The organism is Parafrigoribacterium mesophilum, assembly GCF_039652555.1.
GTDB lineage: Bacteria > Actinomycetota > Actinomycetes > Actinomycetales > Microbacteriaceae > Parafrigoribacterium > Parafrigoribacterium mesophilum.
Window position 1 is genome coordinate 161,006 of sequence record NZ_JBDJAF010000003.1, and the last position, 21,785, is coordinate 182,790.

General features: G+C 67.4%; 19 protein-coding genes. 9 read left to right on the forward strand and 10 right to left on the reverse strand.

From position 1 onward, the window contains the following. Together ABFX56_RS12445 and ABFX56_RS12450 are read right to left on the reverse strand one after the other, a co-directional pair. Positions 1-684 carry a uracil-DNA glycosylase gene (locus ABFX56_RS12445; RefSeq protein ID WP_346233659.1) on the reverse strand — a complete coding sequence of 228 codons (684 nt, stop codon included), beginning with the start codon at positions 682-684 and terminating at the stop codon, positions 1-3. Next, positions 681-1,460, reverse strand: coding sequence for an SDR family oxidoreductase (locus ABFX56_RS12450; RefSeq protein ID WP_346233793.1), 780 nt, complete (start codon positions 1,458-1,460; stop codon positions 681-683). The genes ABFX56_RS12445 and ABFX56_RS12450 overlap by 4 nt, the downstream gene beginning before the upstream one ends. A gap of 129 nt (positions 1,461-1,589) precedes the next feature. Here ABFX56_RS12450 and ABFX56_RS12455 point away from each other — a divergent pair, with 129 nt between their 5' ends. The 6 genes from ABFX56_RS12455 (at position 1,590) to ABFX56_RS12480 (ending at position 8,078) form a co-directional block, all read left to right on the forward strand. After that, positions 1,590-2,933, forward strand: a complete 1,344-nt coding sequence (locus ABFX56_RS12455) for a bifunctional o-acetylhomoserine/o-acetylserine sulfhydrylase (RefSeq protein WP_346233660.1) — start codon at positions 1,590-1,592, stop codon at positions 2,931-2,933. A gap of 71 nt (positions 2,934-3,004) precedes the next feature. Further along, a complete protein-coding gene (metX, locus tag ABFX56_RS12460; RefSeq protein WP_346233661.1) occupies positions 3,005-4,210 on the forward strand; it encodes a homoserine O-acetyltransferase MetX in 1,206 nt (401 codons plus the stop codon). A gap of 3 nt (positions 4,211-4,213) precedes the next feature. Further along, complete coding sequence (locus ABFX56_RS12465) at positions 4,214-4,867, forward strand: response regulator transcription factor (RefSeq protein ID WP_346233662.1); 654 nt, start codon at positions 4,214-4,216, stop codon at positions 4,865-4,867. An 84-nt stretch (positions 4,868-4,951) separates the two neighbouring features. Next, positions 4,952-6,115, forward strand: coding sequence for a sensor histidine kinase (locus ABFX56_RS12470; RefSeq protein ID WP_346233663.1), 1,164 nt, complete (start codon positions 4,952-4,954; stop codon positions 6,113-6,115). Then, positions 6,112-7,395, forward strand: a complete 1,284-nt coding sequence (locus tag ABFX56_RS12475) for a hypothetical protein (RefSeq protein ID WP_346233664.1) — start codon at positions 6,112-6,114, stop codon at positions 7,393-7,395. Before ABFX56_RS12470 ends, ABFX56_RS12475 begins: the two co-directional genes overlap by 4 nt. An 11-nt stretch (positions 7,396-7,406) precedes the next feature. Continuing rightward, entirely contained in the window at positions 7,407-8,078 is a 672-nt protein-coding gene (locus tag ABFX56_RS12480; protein WP_346233665.1) for a response regulator, read from the forward strand. Between the two features lie 9 nt (positions 8,079-8,087). Here ABFX56_RS12480 and ABFX56_RS12485 read toward each other — a convergent pair whose 3' ends face one another. Genes ABFX56_RS12485 through ABFX56_RS12495 form a run of 3 tightly spaced genes read right to left on the reverse strand, consistent with a single transcriptional unit; the run spans position 8,088 to position 10,560 of the window. After that, positions 8,088-8,387, reverse strand: coding sequence for a thiamine-binding protein (locus ABFX56_RS12485; RefSeq protein ID WP_346233666.1), 300 nt, complete (start codon positions 8,385-8,387; stop codon positions 8,088-8,090). After that, positions 8,366-9,742, reverse strand: coding sequence for a glycosyltransferase 87 family protein (locus tag ABFX56_RS12490; protein WP_346233667.1), 1,377 nt, complete (start codon positions 9,740-9,742; stop codon positions 8,366-8,368). The genes ABFX56_RS12485 and ABFX56_RS12490 overlap by 22 nt, the downstream gene beginning before the upstream one ends. Beyond that, positions 9,739-10,560: an ADP-dependent NAD(P)H-hydrate dehydratase gene (locus ABFX56_RS12495; protein ID WP_346233668.1), complete on the reverse strand. Its 822-nt coding sequence runs from the start codon at positions 10,558-10,560 to the stop codon at positions 9,739-9,741. The genes ABFX56_RS12490 and ABFX56_RS12495 overlap by 4 nt, the downstream gene beginning before the upstream one ends. Before the next feature lie 40 nt (positions 10,561-10,600). On the opposite strand from ABFX56_RS12495, the gene ABFX56_RS12500 reads away from it, so the two are divergent. Continuing rightward, a complete protein-coding gene (locus tag ABFX56_RS12500) occupies positions 10,601-11,254 on the forward strand; it encodes an HAD-IA family hydrolase (RefSeq protein WP_346233669.1) in 654 nt (217 codons plus the stop codon). Here ABFX56_RS12500 and ABFX56_RS12505 read toward each other — a convergent pair. The 3 genes from ABFX56_RS12505 to guaB1 all read right to left on the reverse strand — a co-directional run bounded on the left by ABFX56_RS12505 (position 11,251) and on the right by guaB1 (position 15,311). Continuing rightward, positions 11,251-12,294, reverse strand: a complete 1,044-nt coding sequence (locus tag ABFX56_RS12505; protein ID WP_346233670.1) for a hemolysin family protein — start codon at positions 12,292-12,294, stop codon at positions 11,251-11,253. The genes ABFX56_RS12500 and ABFX56_RS12505 overlap by 4 nt on opposite strands. After that, positions 12,291-13,625 carry a hemolysin family protein gene (locus tag ABFX56_RS12510; protein WP_346233671.1) on the reverse strand — a complete coding sequence of 445 codons (1,335 nt, stop codon included), beginning with the start codon at positions 13,623-13,625 and terminating at the stop codon, positions 12,291-12,293. Before ABFX56_RS12510 ends, ABFX56_RS12505 begins: the two co-directional genes overlap by 4 nt. 246 nt (positions 13,626-13,871) lie before the next feature. Beyond that, on the reverse strand, positions 13,872-15,311 hold the full coding sequence (guaB1, locus tag ABFX56_RS12515) for a GMP reductase (protein ID WP_346233672.1): 1,440 nt from the start codon (positions 15,309-15,311) through the stop codon (positions 13,872-13,874). A 132-nt stretch (positions 15,312-15,443) separates the two neighbouring features. On the opposite strand from guaB1, the gene ABFX56_RS12520 reads away from it, so the two are divergent. Next, positions 15,444-19,271, forward strand: a complete 3,828-nt coding sequence (locus ABFX56_RS12520) for a multifunctional oxoglutarate decarboxylase/oxoglutarate dehydrogenase thiamine pyrophosphate-binding subunit/dihydrolipoyllysine-residue succinyltransferase subunit (RefSeq protein ID WP_346233673.1) — start codon at positions 15,444-15,446, stop codon at positions 19,269-19,271. A gap of 52 nt (positions 19,272-19,323) precedes the next feature. Here the strand turns inward: ABFX56_RS12520 and ABFX56_RS12525 are convergent, their stop codons facing one another. After that, positions 19,324-19,563, reverse strand: a complete 240-nt coding sequence (locus tag ABFX56_RS12525) for a zf-HC2 domain-containing protein (RefSeq protein ID WP_346233674.1) — start codon at positions 19,561-19,563, stop codon at positions 19,324-19,326. Beyond that, positions 19,560-20,258, reverse strand: coding sequence for a sigma-70 family RNA polymerase sigma factor (locus tag ABFX56_RS12530; protein ID WP_428834449.1), 699 nt, complete (start codon positions 20,256-20,258; stop codon positions 19,560-19,562). Before ABFX56_RS12530 ends, ABFX56_RS12525 begins: the two co-directional genes overlap by 4 nt. 121 nt (positions 20,259-20,379) lie before the next feature. Between ABFX56_RS12530 and aroA the strand changes: the two genes are divergently transcribed. Then, positions 20,380-21,783, forward strand: coding sequence for a 3-phosphoshikimate 1-carboxyvinyltransferase (gene aroA, locus ABFX56_RS12535; RefSeq protein ID WP_346233676.1), 1,404 nt, complete (start codon positions 20,380-20,382; stop codon positions 21,781-21,783). The last annotated feature ends 2 nt before the right edge of the window (positions 21,784-21,785 follow it).

Sequence of the window (21,785 nt, forward strand, 5' to 3'; positions counted from 1 at the left end):
TCAATCAGAACTCAACGACCAGTCCACCGGAGGCGCGCCCTGCTCGGCCAACAATTCGTTCGCGCGGCTGAACGGTTTCGAACCGAAGAATCCGCGGGATGCGGACAACGGACTCGGATGGGCGGACTGGATGACCGGGGTCGCGCCCAGTAGTGGGCGCAGGGAAGCGGCATCCCGCCCCCACAGGATCGCGACCAGCGGCGCACCGCGCGCTACCAGCGCCCGGATCGCCAGTTCGGTCACCGCCTCCCAGCCCTTGCCGCGATGGGCGCCGGCCGAGCCCGGCTGTACGGTGAGCACTCGGTTGAGCAGCATGACGCCCTGTGCGGCCCAGTTGCTCAGGTCGCCGTGCTGCGGCACCGGCAACCCCAAATCGTCATGCAGTTCCCGGTAGATGTTGGCCAGGCTGCGCGGAACCGGACGCAGCGCCCGCTCGACCGCGAAGGCCAGACCGATGGGATGCCCCGGTGTCGGATACGGGTCTTGGCCGACGATGAGCACCCGGACATCCGCCATCGGGTAGGTGAACGCGCGCAGCACATTCCGCCCGGCGGGTAGGTAACCACGACCCGCCGCCGTTTCGGCGCGCAGGAAGTCGCCGAGTCCCGAGATCCGCGGGGCAACCGGTGCGAGCGCCTGCGCCCAGCCAGGGTCGACCAACTCGTGCAGCGGATGAGGGGTCACGTGCGGGGCCGCAGCGGTTGCCGGACCAGCTTGTGCGCGGCCGCTTGGGCGACCGGCCGCATCGTGACGAGGTCGAGGTTCACGTGCCCGGGCAGTTCCAGGGTCGCCACGATCGTCTGCGCGACATCGGCGGCGCTCAGCGGATGCTCCACCCCGGCGTACACGGCCTCCGCCTTCTCGCGGTCACCGCCGTAACGCACCACGGAGAACTCATCGGTCTTCACCAAGCCGGGGGCCACCTCAAGCACCCGGATCGGCTCGCCGGCGAGTTCGAGCCGCAGCACCTCCACCAGGGCGTGCTCGGCGAATTTGGCCGCGTTGTAGCCGCCCCCACCCTCGTAACCGACGTGGCCGGCTGTGGAGGTGACCGTCAGGATGTCCGCGTGCGGGACGTCGCCGGAACCCACCGTTTCCGCCGACACGGCGGCGCGCAGCAGCGGCAGCATCGCGGTGACCATCCGCTTGGTGGCGATCACGTTGAGGTCGAACATGCGCTGCCAGTCCGCCGGGTCGCTCTCCTCCACCGACGCGGTGCCGAACGCGCCGCCTGCGACGTTCACCAGCGCGTGTACCGGTCCGAGCCCTGCCACATGGTCGCGGAGGGCATCCACCTGGGTCTGATCGGTAAGGTCGGCGACGAAGACGTCGGCTCCGGTGTCCGCGGCGAGCGCCCGCAGGCGCTCCTCGCGGCGGGCGACGCCGACGACGTCCCAGCCGTGGCGGCGGAACAACCGCACCGTCGCATCGCCGATCCCCGAACTCGCGCCGGTCACCACTACTCGTCTCGCAGCCACAGCATCCCTTTCGTCACGGCCGATCACGTTACCCAGTATGTCCTGCCGCCTTTGACCGCATGGCATGCGGTTCTTATGCTTCTGTGAAGCCCGCGAATCGAGGAGACCCCCATGAGCGACACCGCAACGCCCGACCTGTCTGCCAACTGGAAGTTCGAGACGAAGCAGATTCACTCCGGAGCGCATCCGGATCCCACCACGAACGCCCGCGCCACACCGATCTACCAGACCACCTCTTACGTGTTCAACAGCGCAGAGCACGCCGAGAAGCTGTTCTCCCTGGCCGAGTTCGGCAACATCTACACCCGCATCCAGAACCCCACCCAGGCGGTCGTCGAGGAGCGGCTCGCCGCCCTCGAAGGCGGCACCGGCGCGTTGCTGCTGGCCTCCGGGATGTCGGCGACGACTCTCGCGGTGCTCAACATCGCAGGAGCAGGCGATCACATCGTCTCCTCCTCGTCGATCTACGGCGGCACGTACAACCTGTTCAAGTACACCCTGGCGAAGCTCGGCATCCAGACCACGTTCGTGGAGAACCAGGATGACGAGGGCGAATGGCGCCGCGCGGTGCGCCCGAACACCAAGCTGTTCTTCGCCGAGACGATCGGTAACCCCAGGATCAACGTGCTCGACATCCGCGCCGTCGCCGACATCGCGCACGAGAACGGTGTGCCGCTGATCGCCGACAACACCATCGCCACCCCGTACCTGCTGCGGCCGTTCGAGCATGGCGCCGACATTGTGGTGCATGCCGCCACGAAGTTCCTCGGCGGGCACGGTACCGTGATCGCCGGCATCATCGTCGACGGCGGCACCTTCGAATGGTCGAAGAACGTGGAGAAGTTCCCCGGTCTCACCGAGCCGGACGAGTCCTACCACGGCGCCAGCTACACGGCCGCGGTCGGCGACGGACTGGCCTACATCATCAAGGCCCGCGTGCAGCTGTTGCGCGACCTGGGCACCGCGATCTCGCCGGTGAGCGCCTGGCAGCTCATCCAGGGCATCGAGACGCTGAGCCTGCGGATGGAGCGGCACGTGTCCAACACGCAGGCGATCGCCGAGTGGCTCGACGGCTTGGACGATGTCGACACGGTGTACTACGCCGGCCTTCCGTCCAGCCCGTGGTTCCAGTTGGCCAACAAGTACACGCCCGGCGGCGTCGGCGCCGTGCTCTCCTTCGACCTCAAGGGCGGTGTGGATGCCGGCCGCGCGCTGGTGGACAACGTGAAGCTGTTCAGCCACCTGGCGAACATCGGCGACGTGCGCAGCCTGATCATCCACCCCGCGTCCACGACGCACTCGCAGCTGAGCCCGGAGCAGCGGCTGTCCGCCGGTGTGACCCCGGGGCTGGTGCGGCTGTCGGTCGGGTTGGAGAACATCGACGACATCAAGGCAGACCTCGCGGCGGGGCTCGCGGCGGCGCGGGCGGTGTCATCGGCGGCGACCTCGGCGTAGCGCAACGAACGGCGGCGCACCCGTGTCATAAACGCCCGGCGCCCAGTCTTTGTCGCGATACTGACTAGACCATGGATTGGCAAACTTCCGAAGACTCCGTCCCCTCCGGCTTCATCACCGAAGCCAACGCGCGGTCGGTGTTGGGAAAGCCGCCGGCCAGCGGCGCATGGCGTGAGGGTGACCCGGTCGGGCACCGCCGATTCGCCGCCCTGGGCGAATTCCACACCGAAACCGGCGGCTACCTGCCCGCGGTGCGGATGGCGTACGAGACCTGGGGCGAACTGGACGACAGCGCAAGCAATGCGGTGCTCGTGCTGCACGCGCTCACCGGCGACAGCCACGTTGCCGGTGGCCCGGCCCGCGGCCATCCGACCGCCGGCTGGTGGTCGGGCATCGTCGGCCCTGGAAAATACATCGACACCGACCGCTGGTATGTCGTTGCGCCGAACCTGCTCGGCGGCTGTCAGGGCAGCACCGGACCGGCCTCCCTCGCCCCCGACGGCCGCGAGTGGGGCTCCCGATTCCCCTACCTGACCATCCGCGACCAGGTTGCCGCCCAAGTGACCCTGTCCGACGTGCTCGGCATCGACCGCTGGGCCGCCGTGATCGGCGGTTCCATGGGCGGCATGCACGCACTGGAATGGGCCGTGGGCCATCCGCACCGGGTGGAGCGCGCCGGGGTGCTGGCCGCACCGGCCACCGGAAGCGCCGACCAGATCGCGCTGAACTCGGTGCAACTCGAGGCCATCCACATGGATCCCGGCTTTTCCGGCGGCGACTATTACGAGGCGGCCGACGGCAGCGGCCCGCACCGCGGGCTGGCGCTGGCCAGACGGATGGCGCTGCTGAACTACCGCTCCCCCGTTGAGCTGAACGAGCGCTTCCGGCGGAGTTGGCAAAGCGGCATCAGCCCGATCGGCGGCACGGGCAAGTTCGCGGTGGAAAGCTACCTGGACTTCCACGGCAACAAGTTCAGCAGACGCTTCGACGCGAACAGTTACATCTGCCTGGTGCAGGCGATGAGCTCCCACGACATCGGCCACGGCCGGGGCGGTGCGGCCGAGGCACTCGGGCGGGTCACCGCGCGCAGCCTGGTTCTCGGAATCGACAGCGACCGGCTGTTCCCCGTGCCGGATCAGCTTTTCATCGCCGATCATCTCCCCACGACGATAGACGGCGGGGATGCGACCGTGATTCACTCGGAGTATGGGCATGATGGGTTTCTCATCGAGAGTGAACTGGTCGGTCCGCATCTTGCCCGGTTGTTGGACAGCTAGACCATGACGGCCCCGGCGCGAACGGCGAACCGGGACATCCGCGTGGCGATCGTCGACGATCTGCAGTTGGTAGTGGACTCGCTCGCGGCTGGCCTGTCCGACCAGCGCTTCGGCATCCGAGTGGTGCAGACCGAGTCGAGTTGGGCGTCGCTGATGGGCGGAGCGGAGTTTCCCGCCGACGTCACCGTGCTCGACCTCAGACTCGGTGACGGAATTCCCATCGATGCGAAGGTGCACGCGCTCACGGCGGCGGGCAGCCAAGTGGTGATCATGAGCCGCCACTCCGACCCTGGATCGGTGCACCGTGCGATGCTCTCCGGCGCGCTCGGCTTCGTGTCGAAGAATTCCAGTTCGCTGGAGCTGGTCGCGGCGATCCACGCCGCAGCCGACGGCCGCCGCCACGGGGGTGCCGTGCCGCCCTCGGACTCGGAACGCCCGGGGCCGCAATTGGGTGAACGGGAGCGTCGGGCGATCGTGCTGTACGCATCCGGACTGCCGATCGCGGCGGTCGCGCAGCGGATGGACACGACGGCCGAGACCGTGAAGTCGTATGTGAAGCGGGCGCGCAGCAAATACCGCAGGGCCGGAATCGACGTGGGCACCAGATTTTTGCTGCGCTGCCACGCGGTGCGCGAAGGATGGTTGGAAGACGAGTGATGGCGACCCCCGCGCTTCGGCCGATTCGGATTCACGGTGGTGTCGGACCCCCATTTATGGTCACTTTATGTGACGATTGCTAGCGTGGAACCAATCGCAAAGGCACGCGATCGCCTCCTCCAGCGCACGGCACGTGCCCTTGGCCTGGGTGGGACGGCGATCGCTGTGGCCAGTCTCAGCATCCCAGGAGTGCTCGGCGTGGACGTGCTGGTCACGGTCCTGCCACTCCTCGTGGTGATGGCGTTCAGCCAGTTCCAGGTCGGGCGGAGCCGGTCCCTGGTATGGGTGCTGCTCGGCCTCGTCGCCGGGGTGGGGGTTCTCGTCGTCGCGCAGCTGCCGTTGGCCGAGCGTCCCACGGATGCCGTGGGCACGGCCCTCGTGCCCGTTGCCGGCCTGGCGCTCGCCGCCTTCGCCGTCGTGCTCACCAACGGGCCACTGCGAATCGCCATCCTCTCCGTAAGCGTCGTCACGGCGGCGGCGCTGACCGAACTGGCCACGGCGGATGCAAACTCGGTGTCCGCCGAGGCCATCGCCGTCGTCTTCGCGTGGCTGCTGTGCACCGTGCTGGGCTACTGGCTCAGCTCGAGCGTGCCCCGCGCAGCCCGCCGTATCTTCAGCATCGGCCGCGCCCACCGGGCCGAACGGCAAGCCAGCGAGACCGAGGCGCAGCGGCGCCAGTCCGCACGGCTGCTGCACGACACGGTGCTGGCCACGCTCACCCTGCTCGCACACTCCGGAGTCGGGGTGGCAACCTCCGCGATGCAGCAGCAGGCCAAGGACGACGCCCGGCTGCTGCGGCAATTGAGGCTCGGCGCGACCCCGAAGCCCCAGTCCTCCGGCAGTTACACGCTGGAGACGGGTGAGGAGATCGCTCTCGGCACCACGCTGGAGTCGGTGAAGCAGCGGTTCGGTCGGATGGGACTGGAGGTCAGCTGGCACGGCACCGGGCAGGTGCTGCTGCCCAGTGAGGTTCTCGACGCCTTCCTGCTCGCCCTGGCGGAATGCCTGGAAAACGTGCGCAGGCACTCCGGGGTCACCGACGCGCACGTGACGATCACCGACGACGAGACGACGGTGCGGGCCATGGTCACCGACGCCGGCGTCGGCTTCAACCTCAGCGATGTCGACGCGGCCAGAATGGGGTTGAAGGAGTCGGTGATGGGCCGGCTCAACGAGGTCGGCGGGCGCGCCAGATTGTTCTCATCGGCCGGGGCTGGCACTACGGTGGTGCTTGAGGTGCCCAAGTGACCAGCTATTCGAGGCCGGAGGAAAACACCCTCGGCATCATCGTCGGCAGGCGTCAACGCCGCGGTGTGCCCGAGGCATCCGTCGCCGCGCTCGCGATCCGGCAGGCCAACGCGCACGGGGCGAGCCTGGGCACCGGATACCTGGGGGTGGGCGCCGGGGTGCTCGCCGGCATTCAGGCGGCCTGCGGCGTCACGCTCTTCTTCCTGCACTTCGATGTCTACCCGAACGTGCTTCCCATCGCCCTGGGCTGGCTGATCTATGTGGTCTGTCTACTCGGTGTGGTGCTGATGATCACCATCGCGGGCGCGCGGATGCCGAACTGGCTGTTCGCCACCTTCGTGGTGCTGCTAGGCCTGGTGATTACCCTCGATCTCGTCGCGATCTGGCCACTGCACAATGTCGGCGCCTACGCCACGGCATCGGCCTCGGTCGGCTTCGGGCTGCTGCTGGCGGTGACGCTGCGCCGGGCGCTGGAGATCTTCGTGTGCACCGGGCTGGCCGCCGCCGCGCTGATCGCGTCGATCATCATGACGACGCCGCTCACGACGCAGACGTTGCCCGCGCAGATCGTCATGGTGGCGTTGGCGGTGCTGCCGCCACTGGCCGGCGTCTACATCGTGCACCGGTTCCGCAGAATGGTGCAGCTGGAATTGGACCGGGTGCTCGTACAAAGCACCATCTCGGCGCCGCGCTTCGCGGTGGGAATGCTTGCCTCGGAAGAACTCGCGCGCCTGGACCTGGCCGCGGAAGACCTGCTGGACTCGGTGGCCACCGGACGCACCACCCTGCCGCTGAAGCCGAAGACAGCGTCGATCGCGGCCTCCCTCGCCACCGAACTGCGGCTGCACCTCATCGAGGGCCGACGCGAAACCTGGCTGTACCACGCCATCACCGAGTCAGAACAGCTCGGCAAATCGGTCACGCTGACCGATCCGGGAAGCCTCGCCGGCCTGCTCAACCCACAGCAGCGGGACGGCCTGCTCGCCGCGGTCTGGCTGCTGGTCAGCGACAAGCCAGCCTCGACTCCGACCCTGCAGCTCACCCTCGGGCCGATGGCACTGCCGACCGTCCCCACGCCGGAACACACCATCACCATCCCGATCGTGATCACCACGACCGGAGTCGCCCGCAACCGGGTCGACCCCGCAACCTGGGGTGCCATCGGCCGAGTCGGCAGGTTCATCGACTCCACCGAGAACTCGAGCCTGCGTGTCGAGATCGCCTGCGTCGTGGCCAACCCGTCAGACCAATATCATCCTGAACAAACGGTCCAGAAGTAGGGAAGCAATCAGTGTCCACAGTAAATAGCCCCATTCGGCTCGCGTTGGTCGACGACCACAAGATGCTCCTGGGCGCGCTGACCGAGTGGATTCGGAACGCCGCATCCGACATCGACATGGTCGCCGCGGTGTCCACCTGGCCAGAGTTGCTCACGCATCCGGAGTTTCCGGTTGATGTGGTGCTGCTGGACCTCGACCTCAAAGACAACATCCCGATCTCACTGAAAATCTCGACCCTGAAGACCACCGGCGTGAAGACGGTGCTGATGAGCACCTATTCCGAGCCGAACGTGGTGCGTGAAGCGCTGGCCGCGGGGGCGCTGGGCTATCTGGTCAAGAGCGAAGACGCCTACATGATCGTCGAGGCGATCCGGGCTGCGACGAAGGGTGAATCGTTCGTCTCGGCGGAACTCGACCTCGCTCTCGGCGCCAGCGACATCGGCGGTGCCCCCAAGCTCAGCGCGCAGGAGCGCCGGGTGATGGCGTTGTACGGCGGAGGCGAACCGGTCAAGGCGGTGGCCTACCAGTTGGGTATCTCCGAGGAGACGGCGAAGAGCTATCTCAAGCGGATCCGGGAGAAGTACCGGGTGGCCGGCATCGACGTGGGCACCAAGGTAGCCCTGCGCAAGCGTGCGATCCAGGACGGCATCCTGCTGCAGCAGGACATGCCCGGCGGATTCTGACCGCAGCGGCTAGGAGTCGAGCACCTGTTCCAGACGCTCCAGCTTCCCGGTGATCTCGCCGGTGTATCCGGGCCGGATGTCCGCCTTCAGCACCAGCGACACCCGTGACCCGTAATGGCCGGCCGCATCCGTCGCGCGGCGGACGACGTCGAACACCTCGTCCCAGTCGCCCTCGATGGTGGTGAACATCGAGTCGGTGCGGTTCGGCAGTCCGGATTCGCGCACGACCCGCACGGCCGCGGCGACGGCGTCGTGCACGGAGTCGCCTTCTGCTCCCCCGCTGGGTGCTACCGAAAATGCGACCAGCATGATCTTCCTCCTCGTAGGTTCGGCTGACGCCGGTTCTGATAACTCCGATCCGGATCGACCTCTTCAACTGTGTCACGCCGGGTACCCAGAATCCAGGCGGCGCCGGGGGATGCGGGCCCGCCGGCGCCCGGTTCCAGGCGCCAGAGCGCGGCGATGGCCCAACCGAGCAGCACGAAGACGAGCCCGTTCCGCGCGCTGATCACCAGCAGCATCAACGGGTGCAACCCGATCAACCAGCCGTACAGGTACGGGTAGAACGCCTGCGTGAGCACCGCCAGGGCAGCCACGATGGTGGCCGGAGTGCGAAACGAGCGCCCACGGCCTGCCGCGTGGGTGGCCAGTCCCAGGATCACGGGCACGGCCAGCCAGGTCATGAACTGTGGTGAGCCCACCTTGTTGAAGGCGATGAGCCCGCTGACCAGGGCCAGCGCGAGAACCGGAAGCACTTCGGCGGCGCTCGCGCCGCGCTGGAGCACCAGCATCGCGATCAGCACGATCACCAGCACGCACAGCACCATGAGCACGGTCATCATGGTGCTGGCGACATCCACACCCGCGCCGGCCACCTGCCAGGTCAGCATGGCCCGGTCGTAATAGACGAACGTGCCGGTCACGCCGGCGAACGCCTGCCACAACCAGAAGGTGCTGATCGGCGCCTCCACCTGAAGACCGCGCGCGGCCTGTTCGCCGACGAAACTGAACACGTTGGCTCCGCCGCCGAGCAGCAGCGCGATCGCCATGACCGCCGCGCTCGTTCCCGCCACGGCGGCGAGGATGCGCCAGCGTTGCCGGGAGGCCACCACCAACGCGGCCAGCAGAGCCGCCGGCCACACCTTGATCCAGGTGGCGAGGGCCAGCAGGACCGCTGCCGTCTGCGGCCGGGCCGCCACGATGAGCACACCGGCGATGGCGAGCGGGATCGTGATCGAGTCGATCCTGCCCATGGCGATCGGGCCGAGCAGGATCAGAAAGCCTGTCCACCACCAGCCGATGACGACACGGCGGCGTTTCTGCTCGCCGCCTCGGACGCCGAGGATCACCGCGAACGCGGCCGCATCCAGCAGCATCACCAGCCCCAGCCAGGTGCTCGCGTACAGCGCCGGCCCGAACGCCGAGGCGGCGAGCATCGGCAGGATCGCGACGATCGGGTACACCCAGCCGCCGTCGACCCCCACGAGGTAATGTCCCACGATGACCTGGTCGGCCCAGAACTTGTAGACCATTGTCACGTCACCGAGCGGATACCCGTCCGCATACAGGTTCAGCAGCCCCAACCACAGATGCGCGATGATGAACCCGCACCACGCGGCGAAGGGATTCAGCAGCACCTGACGCAGCGCGTCACGAGTCCTCACGGGGCCAACCATCCGGCGATCACTGGCGAGACGGCACCGGCCAGATCCAGGACCGTGAACGGACCACCCCGTCCGGCCGCCTGCGCGGCGACGGCGTGCAGCGCGGCGGCGCTGGCGGCCAGCCGCGGCAGCACCGCGGCGTCCGAACCGATCTGCCCGGAGTGGGTCGCCACGAGGGCACCGAGGATGCCGGCCAAGGCGTCGCCGGTGCCCGCAGTCGCCAACCACGCCGACGCGCCCGCGACCATCAACCTGGTGCCATCCGGAGCCGCGATGAAGGTGTTGTGACCCTTGAGCAGCACCGTCACGCCGAGCCGGTCGGCGGCCCGAACCGCCCAGCCTTCCGGGTCGCCGGCGATGTCGTCGGAATCGACCGCCAGCATCCGTGCCAGCTCCCGATAGTGCGGGGTGATCACGACCGGTCCGGTGGCGGAGTCGATCAGGTCAAGACCGCCAGAATCCACCACCGCGGGCACGCCCTCGGCGAGCGCGTCGATGGCCCGCGCCGTCGTCACCGGCCCCCGGTGCTGCGCCGATATCCCGGAGCCGATCAGCCAGGCCTGCACGCGTCCTCCGCCCGGCACCACCTCGGGCCGACGCTGCAGCACCAGCCTGGTCACCCGCGCCGGACCGAGGTAACGCACCATTCCCACCCCGGTGCGCAGCGCGGCCTCCACGCCGAGCACCGCCGCCCCTGGGAAGTCGTCGGAACCGGTGAGCACGCCCAGCACCCCGCGCGAATACTTGTCGTCGGCCGGGCTGGGAACGGCGATAGAGTGGCGGGCATCATCGGGTGTCCATGCGATAAATGCGCTCATCTGTCTCACGATAGTTTGGATGCTGGAAGGGCGGTTCCCATTGGCACTGAATATCCCGGGGCGAGTCGTGGTTTTCGACTACGGCGAGGTGATCTCGCTCAGTCCGAACGAATCGGACCGCGCGGCGCTGCTGGCCGTGGCTGAGGCGGAACCCGAGCCGTTCTGGCGGTCGTACTGGGCGCACCGCGACGATCTCGATCACGGCGTGCTGAGCATCAGGGACTACTGGAAACGCATCGGCGATGACCTGGCGCTGCCCTTCAGCGAGTCCCGCATCCAGCAGCTCTGGCTCGCCGATTTCCGCAGCTGGCTCAGCGTCAACCCGGATACCTTCGACGTGCTCGCCGACTTGCATGCCGGAAACACCAGAATGGCCATGCTCTCGAACGCCGGATTCGACTTCGGCAGTCCGTTCCGGTTCTCCCCGATGGCGAGGTTCTTCGAGAGGGTGTTCATCAGCGCGGAGCTGGGGATGCGCAAGCCCTACCAGGAGATCTTCGACGAGGTCGCCGAAGAACTCGGAATCGTCCCGGCCGACATGATCTTCATCGACAACAAGCAGGAGAACGTGGACGGCGCCGCGTCGCTCGGCGCGACCAGCCACCTGTTCGTCACCGTCGAGGGGCTGCGTGACTTCCTCGGCGGGCTCGCCGTCCCCAGCGGCAGCCGGTCGGCGCGCGCCGCGTTTCTCTAGGAGCGGCGGCGGGTCGCATCCTGCACTTCGCCGACCAGTTCCTCGATGATGTCCTCGAGGAACAGCACCCCCCTGGTGGTTCCCGCCTCGTCGAACACCCGGGCCAGGTGCACGCCGAGCCGGCGCATGCTCGTCAACGCGTCCTCGAGGTCGGTGCCCTCGAAGATGGAGATGAGCTGCCGGATGCGCTTCGGCGGCACAGGTTCGCCGAACTCCTCGGTGCCTTCCAGGTCGAGAACGTCCTTGAGGTGCAGGTAACCGGTCGGCTCGTCGCGCTCGTCGACCAGGACGTAACGTGAGAAGCCGTGCTGGGCGACGGAGCGCTCCACATCGGCCGGAGTGGCCGCCTCCGACAAGCTGATCAGGTCCGGCATCCGCACCGCGATGTCGGACACCTTCTTCACACTGAACTCGAACGCCGCGTTGAGGGCGCCGATGCTGTCGGTGAGCACTCCGGCCTTGGTGGATTGCGCGACGATGTTCGCCACCTCGTCGACCGTGAATGCGCTGTTGGCCTCGTTCCTCGGCTCGACGCGGAACAGCCTGACCACCCCGTTGGCCGTGGCGTTCAACGCCTGGGTGACCGGCCGCAGCATCGTCGCGAAGAACACGAGCGGTGGTGCCAGGAACAGCGCCGCACGATCGGGGACGGAGAACGACAGGTTCTTCGGCACCATCTCCCCGATCACCACGTGCAAGAACGACACGATCACGAGCGCGACGATGAACGCGATCGTCGCCGTGGCCGCATCCGACAGCCCGATCATGGTCAGCGGGATCTCGAGGATGTGGTGGATGGCCGGCTCCGACACATTAAGGATCAGCAGCGAGCACACGGTGATGCCCAGTTGGCTGGTCGCCAACATCAGCGTGGCGTGTTCCATGGCCCACAGTGTGGTTTTCGCGGACTTGTTGCCGGATTCGGCGCGCGGCTCGATCTGCGACCGGCGGGCCGAGATCACGGCGAACTCCGCGGCGACGAAGAAGGCGTTGGCGATGAGCAGGATGCCCAGCCAGGCGATGCCCCACCACTCGTTCATCGTTTCGCCGCCGGCTCGAGCCCTGCGGGGCCGATCTCGGGTTCGTTCGGGGTGAACCGAACCCGGTCGATGCGTCGGCCGTCCAGCCGCTCCACGCGGAAGACCCCGGCTGGCACCGAGACGGTGTCTCCGACCAGCGGCAACCGGCCCAGCTGGCTCATGATGAAGCCGCCGATGGTTTCGTAGGGGCCGTCCTCCGGCACGCTGACTCCGGCACGCTCGAGAAGCTCATCGGGGCGCAGGATGCCGGGGAAGGTGACCCAGTCCCGGGAGCGCACCACGCCCACTCTGGCGCGGTCGTGTTCGTCGGCGACCTCCCCGACGAGTTCCTCCACCAGGTCTTCCAGGGTGGCGACTCCGGCCGTGCCGCCATACTCGTCGACGACCACGGCCATCTGGTAGCCGCGACCGCGTAGTTCGCCGAGCAGCACGTCGAGTTTCATGGTCTCCGGCACCCGCAGCGCCTCGGATTGCAGCGCCGCCACCGGCACGTCGGAGCGCTTCTCCCGCGGCACGGCGATCGCCTGCTTCACGTGCACCAACCCGACGACGTCGTCGATGTTGTCGTCAGTGACCGGGAACCGGGAGAAACCGGTTTGCTTGGCCAGGTCGATGACGGCCTGGGCGGGGTCGCTGCGATCCACGCTCGCCATGCTCAGCCGGGGCGTCATCACGTCGTCCGCCGTGTGCCGGCTGAACACGAGGGTGCGGGAGAGCAGGGTCGCCGTGTCGACATCGAGGCTGCCCTCGCGGGCCGACCGGCGCACCAGGGAGCGCAGTTCCTCGGCGGTCCTGGCCGATGACAGCTCTTCCTTCGGTTCGATGCCGAGGGACCTCAGGATGAGGTTGGCGGTGTTGTTGAGCAGCAGTACCGCCGGCTTGAACACAACGGTGAACGCCACCTGGAATGGGATGACGAGTTTGGCCGTCGCCAGCGGGAGCGCCAGCGCGAAGTTTTTCGGGACCAGCTCGCCGATGATCATGGAGACCAGGGTGGCGATCACCACGGCGGCCACCGTGGCGATGGCGGCCACGGCGACCGGGGCCAAGCCCAGGTCGGACAGCACGGGGCGCAGCAGTCCACTGAACGCCGGCTCCATGGTGAACCCGGTGAGCAGGGTGGTGAGGGTGATGCCGAGTTGGGCACTCGACAGGTGGGTGGAGGTCACCTTCAGCGCACCGATGGACTTCGCCAGGCCACGCTCGCCACGGGCCTCACGGGCTTCGAGATCCGACCGGTCCAGATTGACCAGCGAGAACTCGGAGGCGACGAAGAAGCCGGTGCCGATGGTGAGGAGGATCCCAACGCCCAGCAGAACTAATTCATGCACCGGGAACACCGACGCAGCGACGAGAAGGGGGGTCGTCCATTATTCGACCGAGTATATCCGGCTCCCCTGCAACATCCGTCCCCACCCGTTTCAAGGAGTTTCTGTCACCGACGGCACCGGATACCGGGATGCGGGTGCCCGAAGTACAGAAACTCCGTGAAACGGGACGGGGGCGGGGTGGGCATGAGACGGGACGGGCGAGGAGTGCGGATGCGGGGTACGGGGTACGGGGTACGGGGTGCGGGGCTACCAGCCGACCGGGAGGGCCTTGCCCTCCTCGTAACCGGATGCGGACTGCAACCCGACCAGGGCGCGTTCCTGGAACTCGTCCAGGGTCGTCGCACCGGAGTAGGTGAACGAGGAACGCACCCCCGAGGTGATCATGTCGAGCAGGTCTTCCAGAGACGGTCGCAGCGGATCCAGGTAGATTTTCGAGCTTGAGATGCCCTCGGCGAACAGCGTCTTGCGCGCCAACTCATACGGGTCGAGTCGGTCGAACCGGTCCCGCACCGCCTTGGTGGAGGCCATCCCCCAGCTTTCCTTGTACACCCGGCCGGTGTCATCCGTTTCGAGCATGCCGGGTGCCTCGATCGTGCCGGCGAACCAAGACCCGATCATCACGGATGCCGCGCCGGCCGCGAGCGCCAGCGCCACGTCCCTCGGGTAGCGCACCCCGCCATCCGCCCAGACATGGGCGCCGAGCGAGCGCGCCGCTTCGGCGGTCTCCAGCACTGTGGAGAACTGCGGGCGGCCCACCGCGGTCATCATTCTCGTGGTGCACATGGCGCCCGGTCCGACACCCACCTTGATGATGTTCGCGCCGGCTTCGACGAGCTCCGTCACGGCCGCGGCGGTCACGACGTTGCCTGCGACGATCGGAACGGACAGGTTCAGGCCGGCGACGATGCCGATGGCGCGCAGCATCGCGCTCTGGTGGCCGTGCGCCGTGTCGAGCACCAGCACATCGACACCGGCGGCGACCAGCGCCCGCGCCTTTTCTTCGACGTCCCCGTTGATCCCCAACGCGGCGGCCACCAGCAGGCGACCGCCGGCATCCACGGCCGGCTGGTACAGCGTGGAACGCAAGGCACTCTTGCGGCTGAGTGTGCCGACCAGCACCCCGCGCCGCAACACCGGCGCGAATTCGAGGTCGGCGGCGACCATCAGATCGAAGGCGGCTCGCGGCTCGGTCACGTCGTCGGCATCGATGGATGCCAGTCGCTCCTGGACCAGATCGCCCAGCCGGGCATCCGGCAGCGCGCTGCCCAGGGCGTTGGCGGAGATGCAGCCCAGCACGTCGCCGTCGGCATCCCGGACCACGATGCCGTGACCGGCCACCGACGGCACCAGCCGCAACGCGGCGGCCACGGTCTGCTCCGGACCGAGCACGATCGGCGTGTCGAAGCCGACCGGCTGCTCCTTGACCCAGCGGATGGCGGTGTCCAGCTCTTGCAGGTGCAGGTCCTGGGGCAAGACTCCCATCCCGCCACGTCGGGCCAACGTCGCGGCGAGCCGCGGCCCGGTGACGGAGTTCATGTTGGCGGACACGATGGGAATGGACATCCCGGTGCCGTCCGACGGCGCCAGCGACACATCGAGTCTGCTGCCGACGCTGGAACGTCCGGGGATCAGGAAGACGTCCGAATAGGTCAGATCGTGCTCCGGCGTCGCGTCGTAAAACTGCATGTTTTTAAAGGTAGTGCCTGGGGCTCCGGTCGGCAGGGGGGTTGCAAACCGATTAAGCTTGGTAGGTGTGTGACCAGCAAGGGTCGCGCACACTGATCCAAGACAGAAGCAACGGAAAGTGGGCGGTGGGCTTTGTCTAGCCAAGTAACCGGGGTGGAGTCGCAGGACGCATCCTCGAACGAGTTCGGAGCCAACGAGTGGCTCGTCGACGAACTCTACGAGAAATACATCGTCGACAAAAACTCCGTCGCCCAGTCGTGGTGGCCCATCCTGGAACGCTACCGTCCGGTAGACACCACCGAGGCCACGGCGGGACTCCCCGCCGACGGTACCGCCGCCGCATCTCAGGCGCCGGCCGCCCCCGCCGCAGCACCGCAGGCCGCTGCAGCACCGCAGGCAACTGCCGCACCGCAGGCACAACCGACGGCACCGGCCGCTCCGGCAGCGCCGGCCTCACCCACGGCGACCAGCGCTCAGCCGGTGGCCCGGACCACGTCCATCGAGCCGAAGCCGCAGCCGATCCCCGCCGAGGCTCCCCGCACCACCGCGCCGGCCGCCGCGGATGCTTCCGCGGGTCAGGCCGAGCCCGAAAGCACCGTGACCCCGATCCGCGGCATGGCCAAGGCCCTGGTCACGAACATGAACGCGAGCCTCACGGTTCCCACCGCGACCAGCGTGCGCACGATCCCCGCGAAGCTGATGATCGACAACCGCATCGTCATCAACAACCACCTCAAGCGCTCCCGCGGCGGCAAGGTCTCGTTCACCCACCTGATCGGCTGGGCGCTCATCCAGGCGATCAAGCAGTTCCCCAGCCAGAACGTCTACTACGAGGAGATCGACGGCAAGCCGTCGGTCGTCGCGCCGACCCACACCACGCTGGGCCTGGCCATCGACATCCCGAAACCCGATGGCAGCCGCGCCCTGCTGGTGCCCGGCATCAAGCGTGCCGACACCATGGGCTTCGGCGAGTTCATCGCCGCCTATGAGGAATTGGTCGCCAAGGCGCGCACCAACAAGCTCACCGCCGACGACTTCGCCGGCACCACCGTCTCGCTGACCAACCCGGGCGGCATCGGCACCGAGCACTCGGTGCCACGCCTGATGCGCGGCCAGGGCTGCATCATCGGCGCCGGCGCCCTGCAGTACCCCGCGGAATACCGCGGCGCCTCCGTGAAGACGGTCGTCGACCTGGCGATCGGGCAGACCATCACGCTGACCTCCACCTATGACCACCGGGTCATCCAGGGCGCCGGTTCCGGCGAGTTCCTCAAGATCGTGCAGGAGCTGCTCACCGGGGAGCACGGCTTCTACGAGGAGATCTTCGCCGCGCTGCGCATCCCGTACGACCCGATCCGCTGGGGCATGGACATCAGCGTCGACCTCGCGGACGATGTCAGCCGGGCCACCAGGGTGCACGAGCTGATCAATTCGTTCCGGGTGCGCGGCCACCTGATGGCCGACATCGACCCGCTGGAATACCGCCAGCGGATGCATCCGGACCTGGACATCTACAAGCACGGACTCACCTTCTGGGACCTGGACCGCGAGTTCGTCACCGGCGGCTTCGGCGGCCGGCGCAGCGCCAAACTGCGCGACATCCTGGGCATCCTCCGCGACTCGTACTGCCGCACCGTCGGCATCGAGTACATGCACATCCAGGACCCGGAGCAGCGGCAGTGGATCCAGGACCGCGTCGAGCGGCCGTACTCCAAGCCCGGCCACGACGAGCAGATGCGCATCCTGGCCAAGCTCAACGAGTCCGAGGCGTTCGAAACCTTCCTGCAGACCAAATACGTCGGCCAGAAGCGGTTCAGCCTCGAGGGCGGCGAGTCCACCATCGCACTACTGGATGCCATCCTGCAGGGCGCCGCGGACGAGAAACTCGAAGAGGTCGTCATCGGCATGGCCCACCGCGGCCGGCTCAACGTGTTGACCAACATCGCCGGCAAGACCTACGGCCAGATCTTCCGCGAGTTCGAGGGCACCCAAGACCCCCGCACCGTGCAGGGCTCCGGCGACGTGAAATACCACCTCGGCACCGAGGGCACCTTCACGGCCGCCAACGGCGAGCAGGTGCCGGTGTACCTGGTGGCGAACCCGTCGCACCTGGAAGCCGTTGACGGCGTCATGGAGGGCATCGTCCGCGCCAAGCAGGACCGCAAGCCGATCGGCAGCTTCCGGGTGCTCCCCGTGATGGTGCACGGCGACGCGGCGATGGCCGGCCAGGGCGTCGTGGTCGAGATCCTGCAGATGTCCCAGCTGCGCGGCTACCGCACCGGCGGCACCATCCACATCAACATCAACAACCAGGTGGGCTTCACCACCTCGCCGGATGAAGGCCGCACCTCGGTGTACTCCACCGACGTGGCCAAGACCATCCAGGCGCCGATCTTCCACGTGAACGGCGACGACCCGGAGGCCGTGGTGCGCATCGCCGAACTCGCCTTCGCGTTCCGGCAGGAGTTCCACAAAGACGTCGTCATCGACCTGATCTGCTACCGCCGTCGCGGCCACAACGAGGGCGACGACCCCTCGATGACGCAGCCGCTGATGTACAACCTGATCGAGGCCAAGCGCAGCGTGCGTACCTTGTACGCCGAGGCGCTCGTCGGCCGCGGCGACATCACCGAAGAGGAATACGACGCCGCCCACCAGGACTTCCAGGACCGCCTAGAGCGGGCCTTCGCGGAGACCCACGCGGCGCAAACGGCATCCATCCCGATCATCGTGGACGGAAACGTCGCCGTGAACGATCTGGAGTTGCCGCAGTCCCAGCGTGACGCTGGCGCCGGCGAGCCGGAGAGCACCGGCGTGGACACCAGCATCATCGAGCTCATCGGAGACGCGCACGACAACGCGCCGGCCGGCTTCACGGTGCATCCCAAGCTGCAGGCGCTGCTGAAAAAGCGGGTCGGCATGAGCCGCAACGGTTCGATCGACTGGGCGTTCGGCGAACTGCTGGCGTTCGGCTCGCTGCTGCTGGAGGGCACACCGGTGCGGATGGCCGGGCAGGACACCCGTCGCGGCACGTTCGTCTCCCGGCACGCCATCCTGCACGACCGCGGAAATGGCCAGGAGTGGTTGCCGCTCGGCAACCTCAGCGAGAAGCAGGCTAGGTTCTGGATCTACGACTCGCTGCTGAGCGAGTACGCCGCCCTCGGCTACGAATACGGCTACTCGGTGGAACGGGCGGATGCGCTGGTGCTGTGGGAAGCCCAGTTCGGCGACTTCGCCAACGGCGCCCAGATCATCGTCGACGAGTTCGTCTCCAGCGCCGAGCAGAAGTGGTCGCAACGCTCCGGCGTGGTGATGCTGCTGCCCCACGGCTACGAGGGTCAGGGCCCGGACCACTCCTCGGCACGCATCGAGCGGTACCTGCAGCTGTGCGCGGAGAACAACCTCACCGTCACGCATCCGTCGACGCCCGCGTCGTACTTCCACCTGCTCCGTCGTCAGGCCTACGCCCGGCCGCGCCGCCCGCTCATCGTCTTCACCCCGAAGTCGATGCTGCGCCGGCGGGATGCGACCAGCGCCATCGCCGACTTCACCTCGGGTAAGTTCGAGACGGTCATCGACGATGTCAGGATCCAGGATTCCGCCGCCGTGAAGCGGGTCGTGCTCACCTCGGGCAAGCTGTACTGGGACCTCAACGCGGAGGCGCTGAAGCGCGAGGCCGCCGATGTCGCCCTTGTGCGGTTGGAGCAGTACTACCCGCTGCCGATCGAGGAAATCCTCGCCGTGCTGGCCCGGTACCCGTCCGCGGAAATCGTGTGGGCGCAGGAAGAGCCGAACAACATGGGTGCATGGCCGTTCCTGCTTCAGGAATTGGCGCCGCTGCTCGGAGGGCGCCCGATCACCGGAGTGAGCCGACCGGCCTCCGCGTCACCGGCCACCGGATCGACGAAGCGCAGCGCGCAGGAGCAAGCCGACGTCATTGCCAGGGCACTGACCATCTAGCCGACGACCGGCCCGCTCATCGACGGGCGGGGCGCCTTCGCCGGCGCCTCGCTCAGCCGACTCGGGTCTTGCGCAGGCTCAGCAGCACCTGGGTGCGCAGGTCGGCTGGGGCCTTCTCGGCGCAGGCGCGTCGCACCTTTTCGGTCAGCACAACACCGACATGGTGTTCGCCCTCGCAGTCGTGGCAGCTTGCGAGGTGCTCGACGATGTCGTTGAGTTCGCCGCTGGCCAGTTCGTTGTGCAGGTACTCTTCCAGTTCTGCTTTCGCTTTTTCGCAACCGCAATCGGTCATTTTCCACTCCCAGAGCTTTGCGCGGAGGCGATGCCGCGTCCGTGCGCATATTGGGCCAGCAGTTCGCGCAGCATCCGTCTGCCGCGATGCAGACGGCTCATAACGGTGCCTACTGGAGTTTTCATGATGTCGGCAATCTCCTGATAGGAGAAGCCCTCCACGTCGGCGAAGTAGACCGCCAGGCGAAAGTCTTCAGGGATCGACTGCAACGCGTCTTTGACGGCGCTGTCGGGCAGGTGATCGATGGCTTCCGCCTCTGCCGAACGCGATGTGGTTGCCGTCGCAGACACGGCATTGCCGAGCTGCCAGTCTTCGAGTTCATCGATCGTGCCCTGGTACGGGTCACGCTGCTTCTTGCGATAGCTGTTGATGAACGTGTTGGTCTGGATGCGGTACAGCCACGCCTTCAGGTTGGTGCCCTGCTTGAACTGCTCGAACGCGGCAAAGGCCTTGACGAAGGTTTCCTGCACGAGGTCCGCCGCGTCGGCCGGATTGCGCGTCATCCGCATCGCCGCCGCATACAGCTGGTCCATGTAGGGCAGCGCTTGTTCCTCGAACAGTGCGCGCACGTCGCCGGACTCCGCCGGCGTCTCCACGGCCTCGGTCTCCGGCGGCACGGATGCGGCCGATTCCGCCTCGCGTGAATCAGCAGCGTTCGAATCGAAGTCTGCGGCATCGCCGGTCGAAGTTGTCATCGCCGCCCAGCTTACTTTGCGAGGGGAGAAGCCATCTAGGCGTGCGAGCGGTGGCTGGTCGAGCACAATTGTCACTGGCCACCCCTGTTCGATCCGTGTTCTGCCGATACTCTGGTAACCAATGCTTGTATCCAACTATTCCGCGCCTGAGTTCGATCCGTACGACGACAACAACGAGTTGGTCACCGATTCGGGTCCGTGGGCCGCGCCCCTGGCCTCGCATCCGCTGAACGCCACCCTGCGCCTGCCCGGTTCCAAGTCGCTCACCAACCGGGAACTCGTGCTCGCCGCCCTCGCCGACGGCCCATCCCTGCTGCGCGCACCGCTGCACTCGCGCGACACCAACCTGATGGTGGACGCACTGAAGGCATTGGGCACCTCCATTGTCGAGGTGTCCGGATCCGGCAAGTTCGGCATGGACCTTCTGGTGACCCCCGGCGAACTCAGCGGCGGCGCGTCGATCGAGTGCGGTCTCGCCGGCACCGTGATGCGTTTCGTTCCGCCGGTGGCCGCGCTGGCCCTGGGGCCGGTCGCTTTCGATGGAGACATCAGTGCCCGGAAACGCCCGATGCGGGGCACTATCGCCTCGCTGCGTGCGCTGGGGGTAGATGTCACCGACGACGGCCGCGGGCGCCTGCCGTTCAGCCTGTATGGGGAGGGCGCTGTCGCCGGTGGGGAGATCGACGTGGATGCCTCCGCGTCGAGCCAGTTCATCTCGGCGCTGCTGTTGGTCGCTGCGCGCTTCACCAACGGGCTGGCGCTGCGGCACACCGGCGCCACGCTACCCAGCCTTCCGCACATCGAGATGACCATCGACACTCTGGCGGCCCGCGGCGTGCAGGTGCAGACGCCGCAGCCTGGCCACTGGATCGTTCCGGCCGGGCCGATCGCGGCGCGCGATGTCGACATCGAACCGGACCTGTCCAACGCCGCACCGTTCCTGGCGGCGGCCCTTGTGGCCGGTGGCACGGTCACCATCGATGGCTGGCCGGAGGAGACCACCCAGGTCGGCGCCCGGCTGAAGGAACTGCTTCCACTGTTCGGCGCGACCGTCACCTTCTCGGAAGGCGCCCTCACCGTCGACGGCGGCACGGGCGTGGCCGGCGATGGCATCCCCGGTGTCGAGGTGGACCTCAGCGACTGCGGCGAGCTCGCGCCGGCACTCGTCGCGTTGGCCGCTCTGGCATCCGGCCCCAGCCGCATCACCGGGATCGGTCATCTGCGGGGGCATGAGTCGAACCGGCTGGCGGCGCTGACCGCAGAGATCAACGCCCTGGGCGGATCGGTCACCGAGTCGGACGACGGCCTCGCCATCGAGCCTGCCCCGCTGCACGGCGGTCTCTGGCACACCTACGAAGACCACCGGATGGCGACGGCCGGTGCCATCATCGGACTGGCGGTCCCCGGCGTGGACATCGAAGACATCGAGACCACGACCAAGACACTGCCGGAGTTCGCGTCGCTGTGGCTCGGACCGCTTCTGGGGCTGACCAGGGTCTCGGTCGATCCGCTCAGCATCCTGTAAGT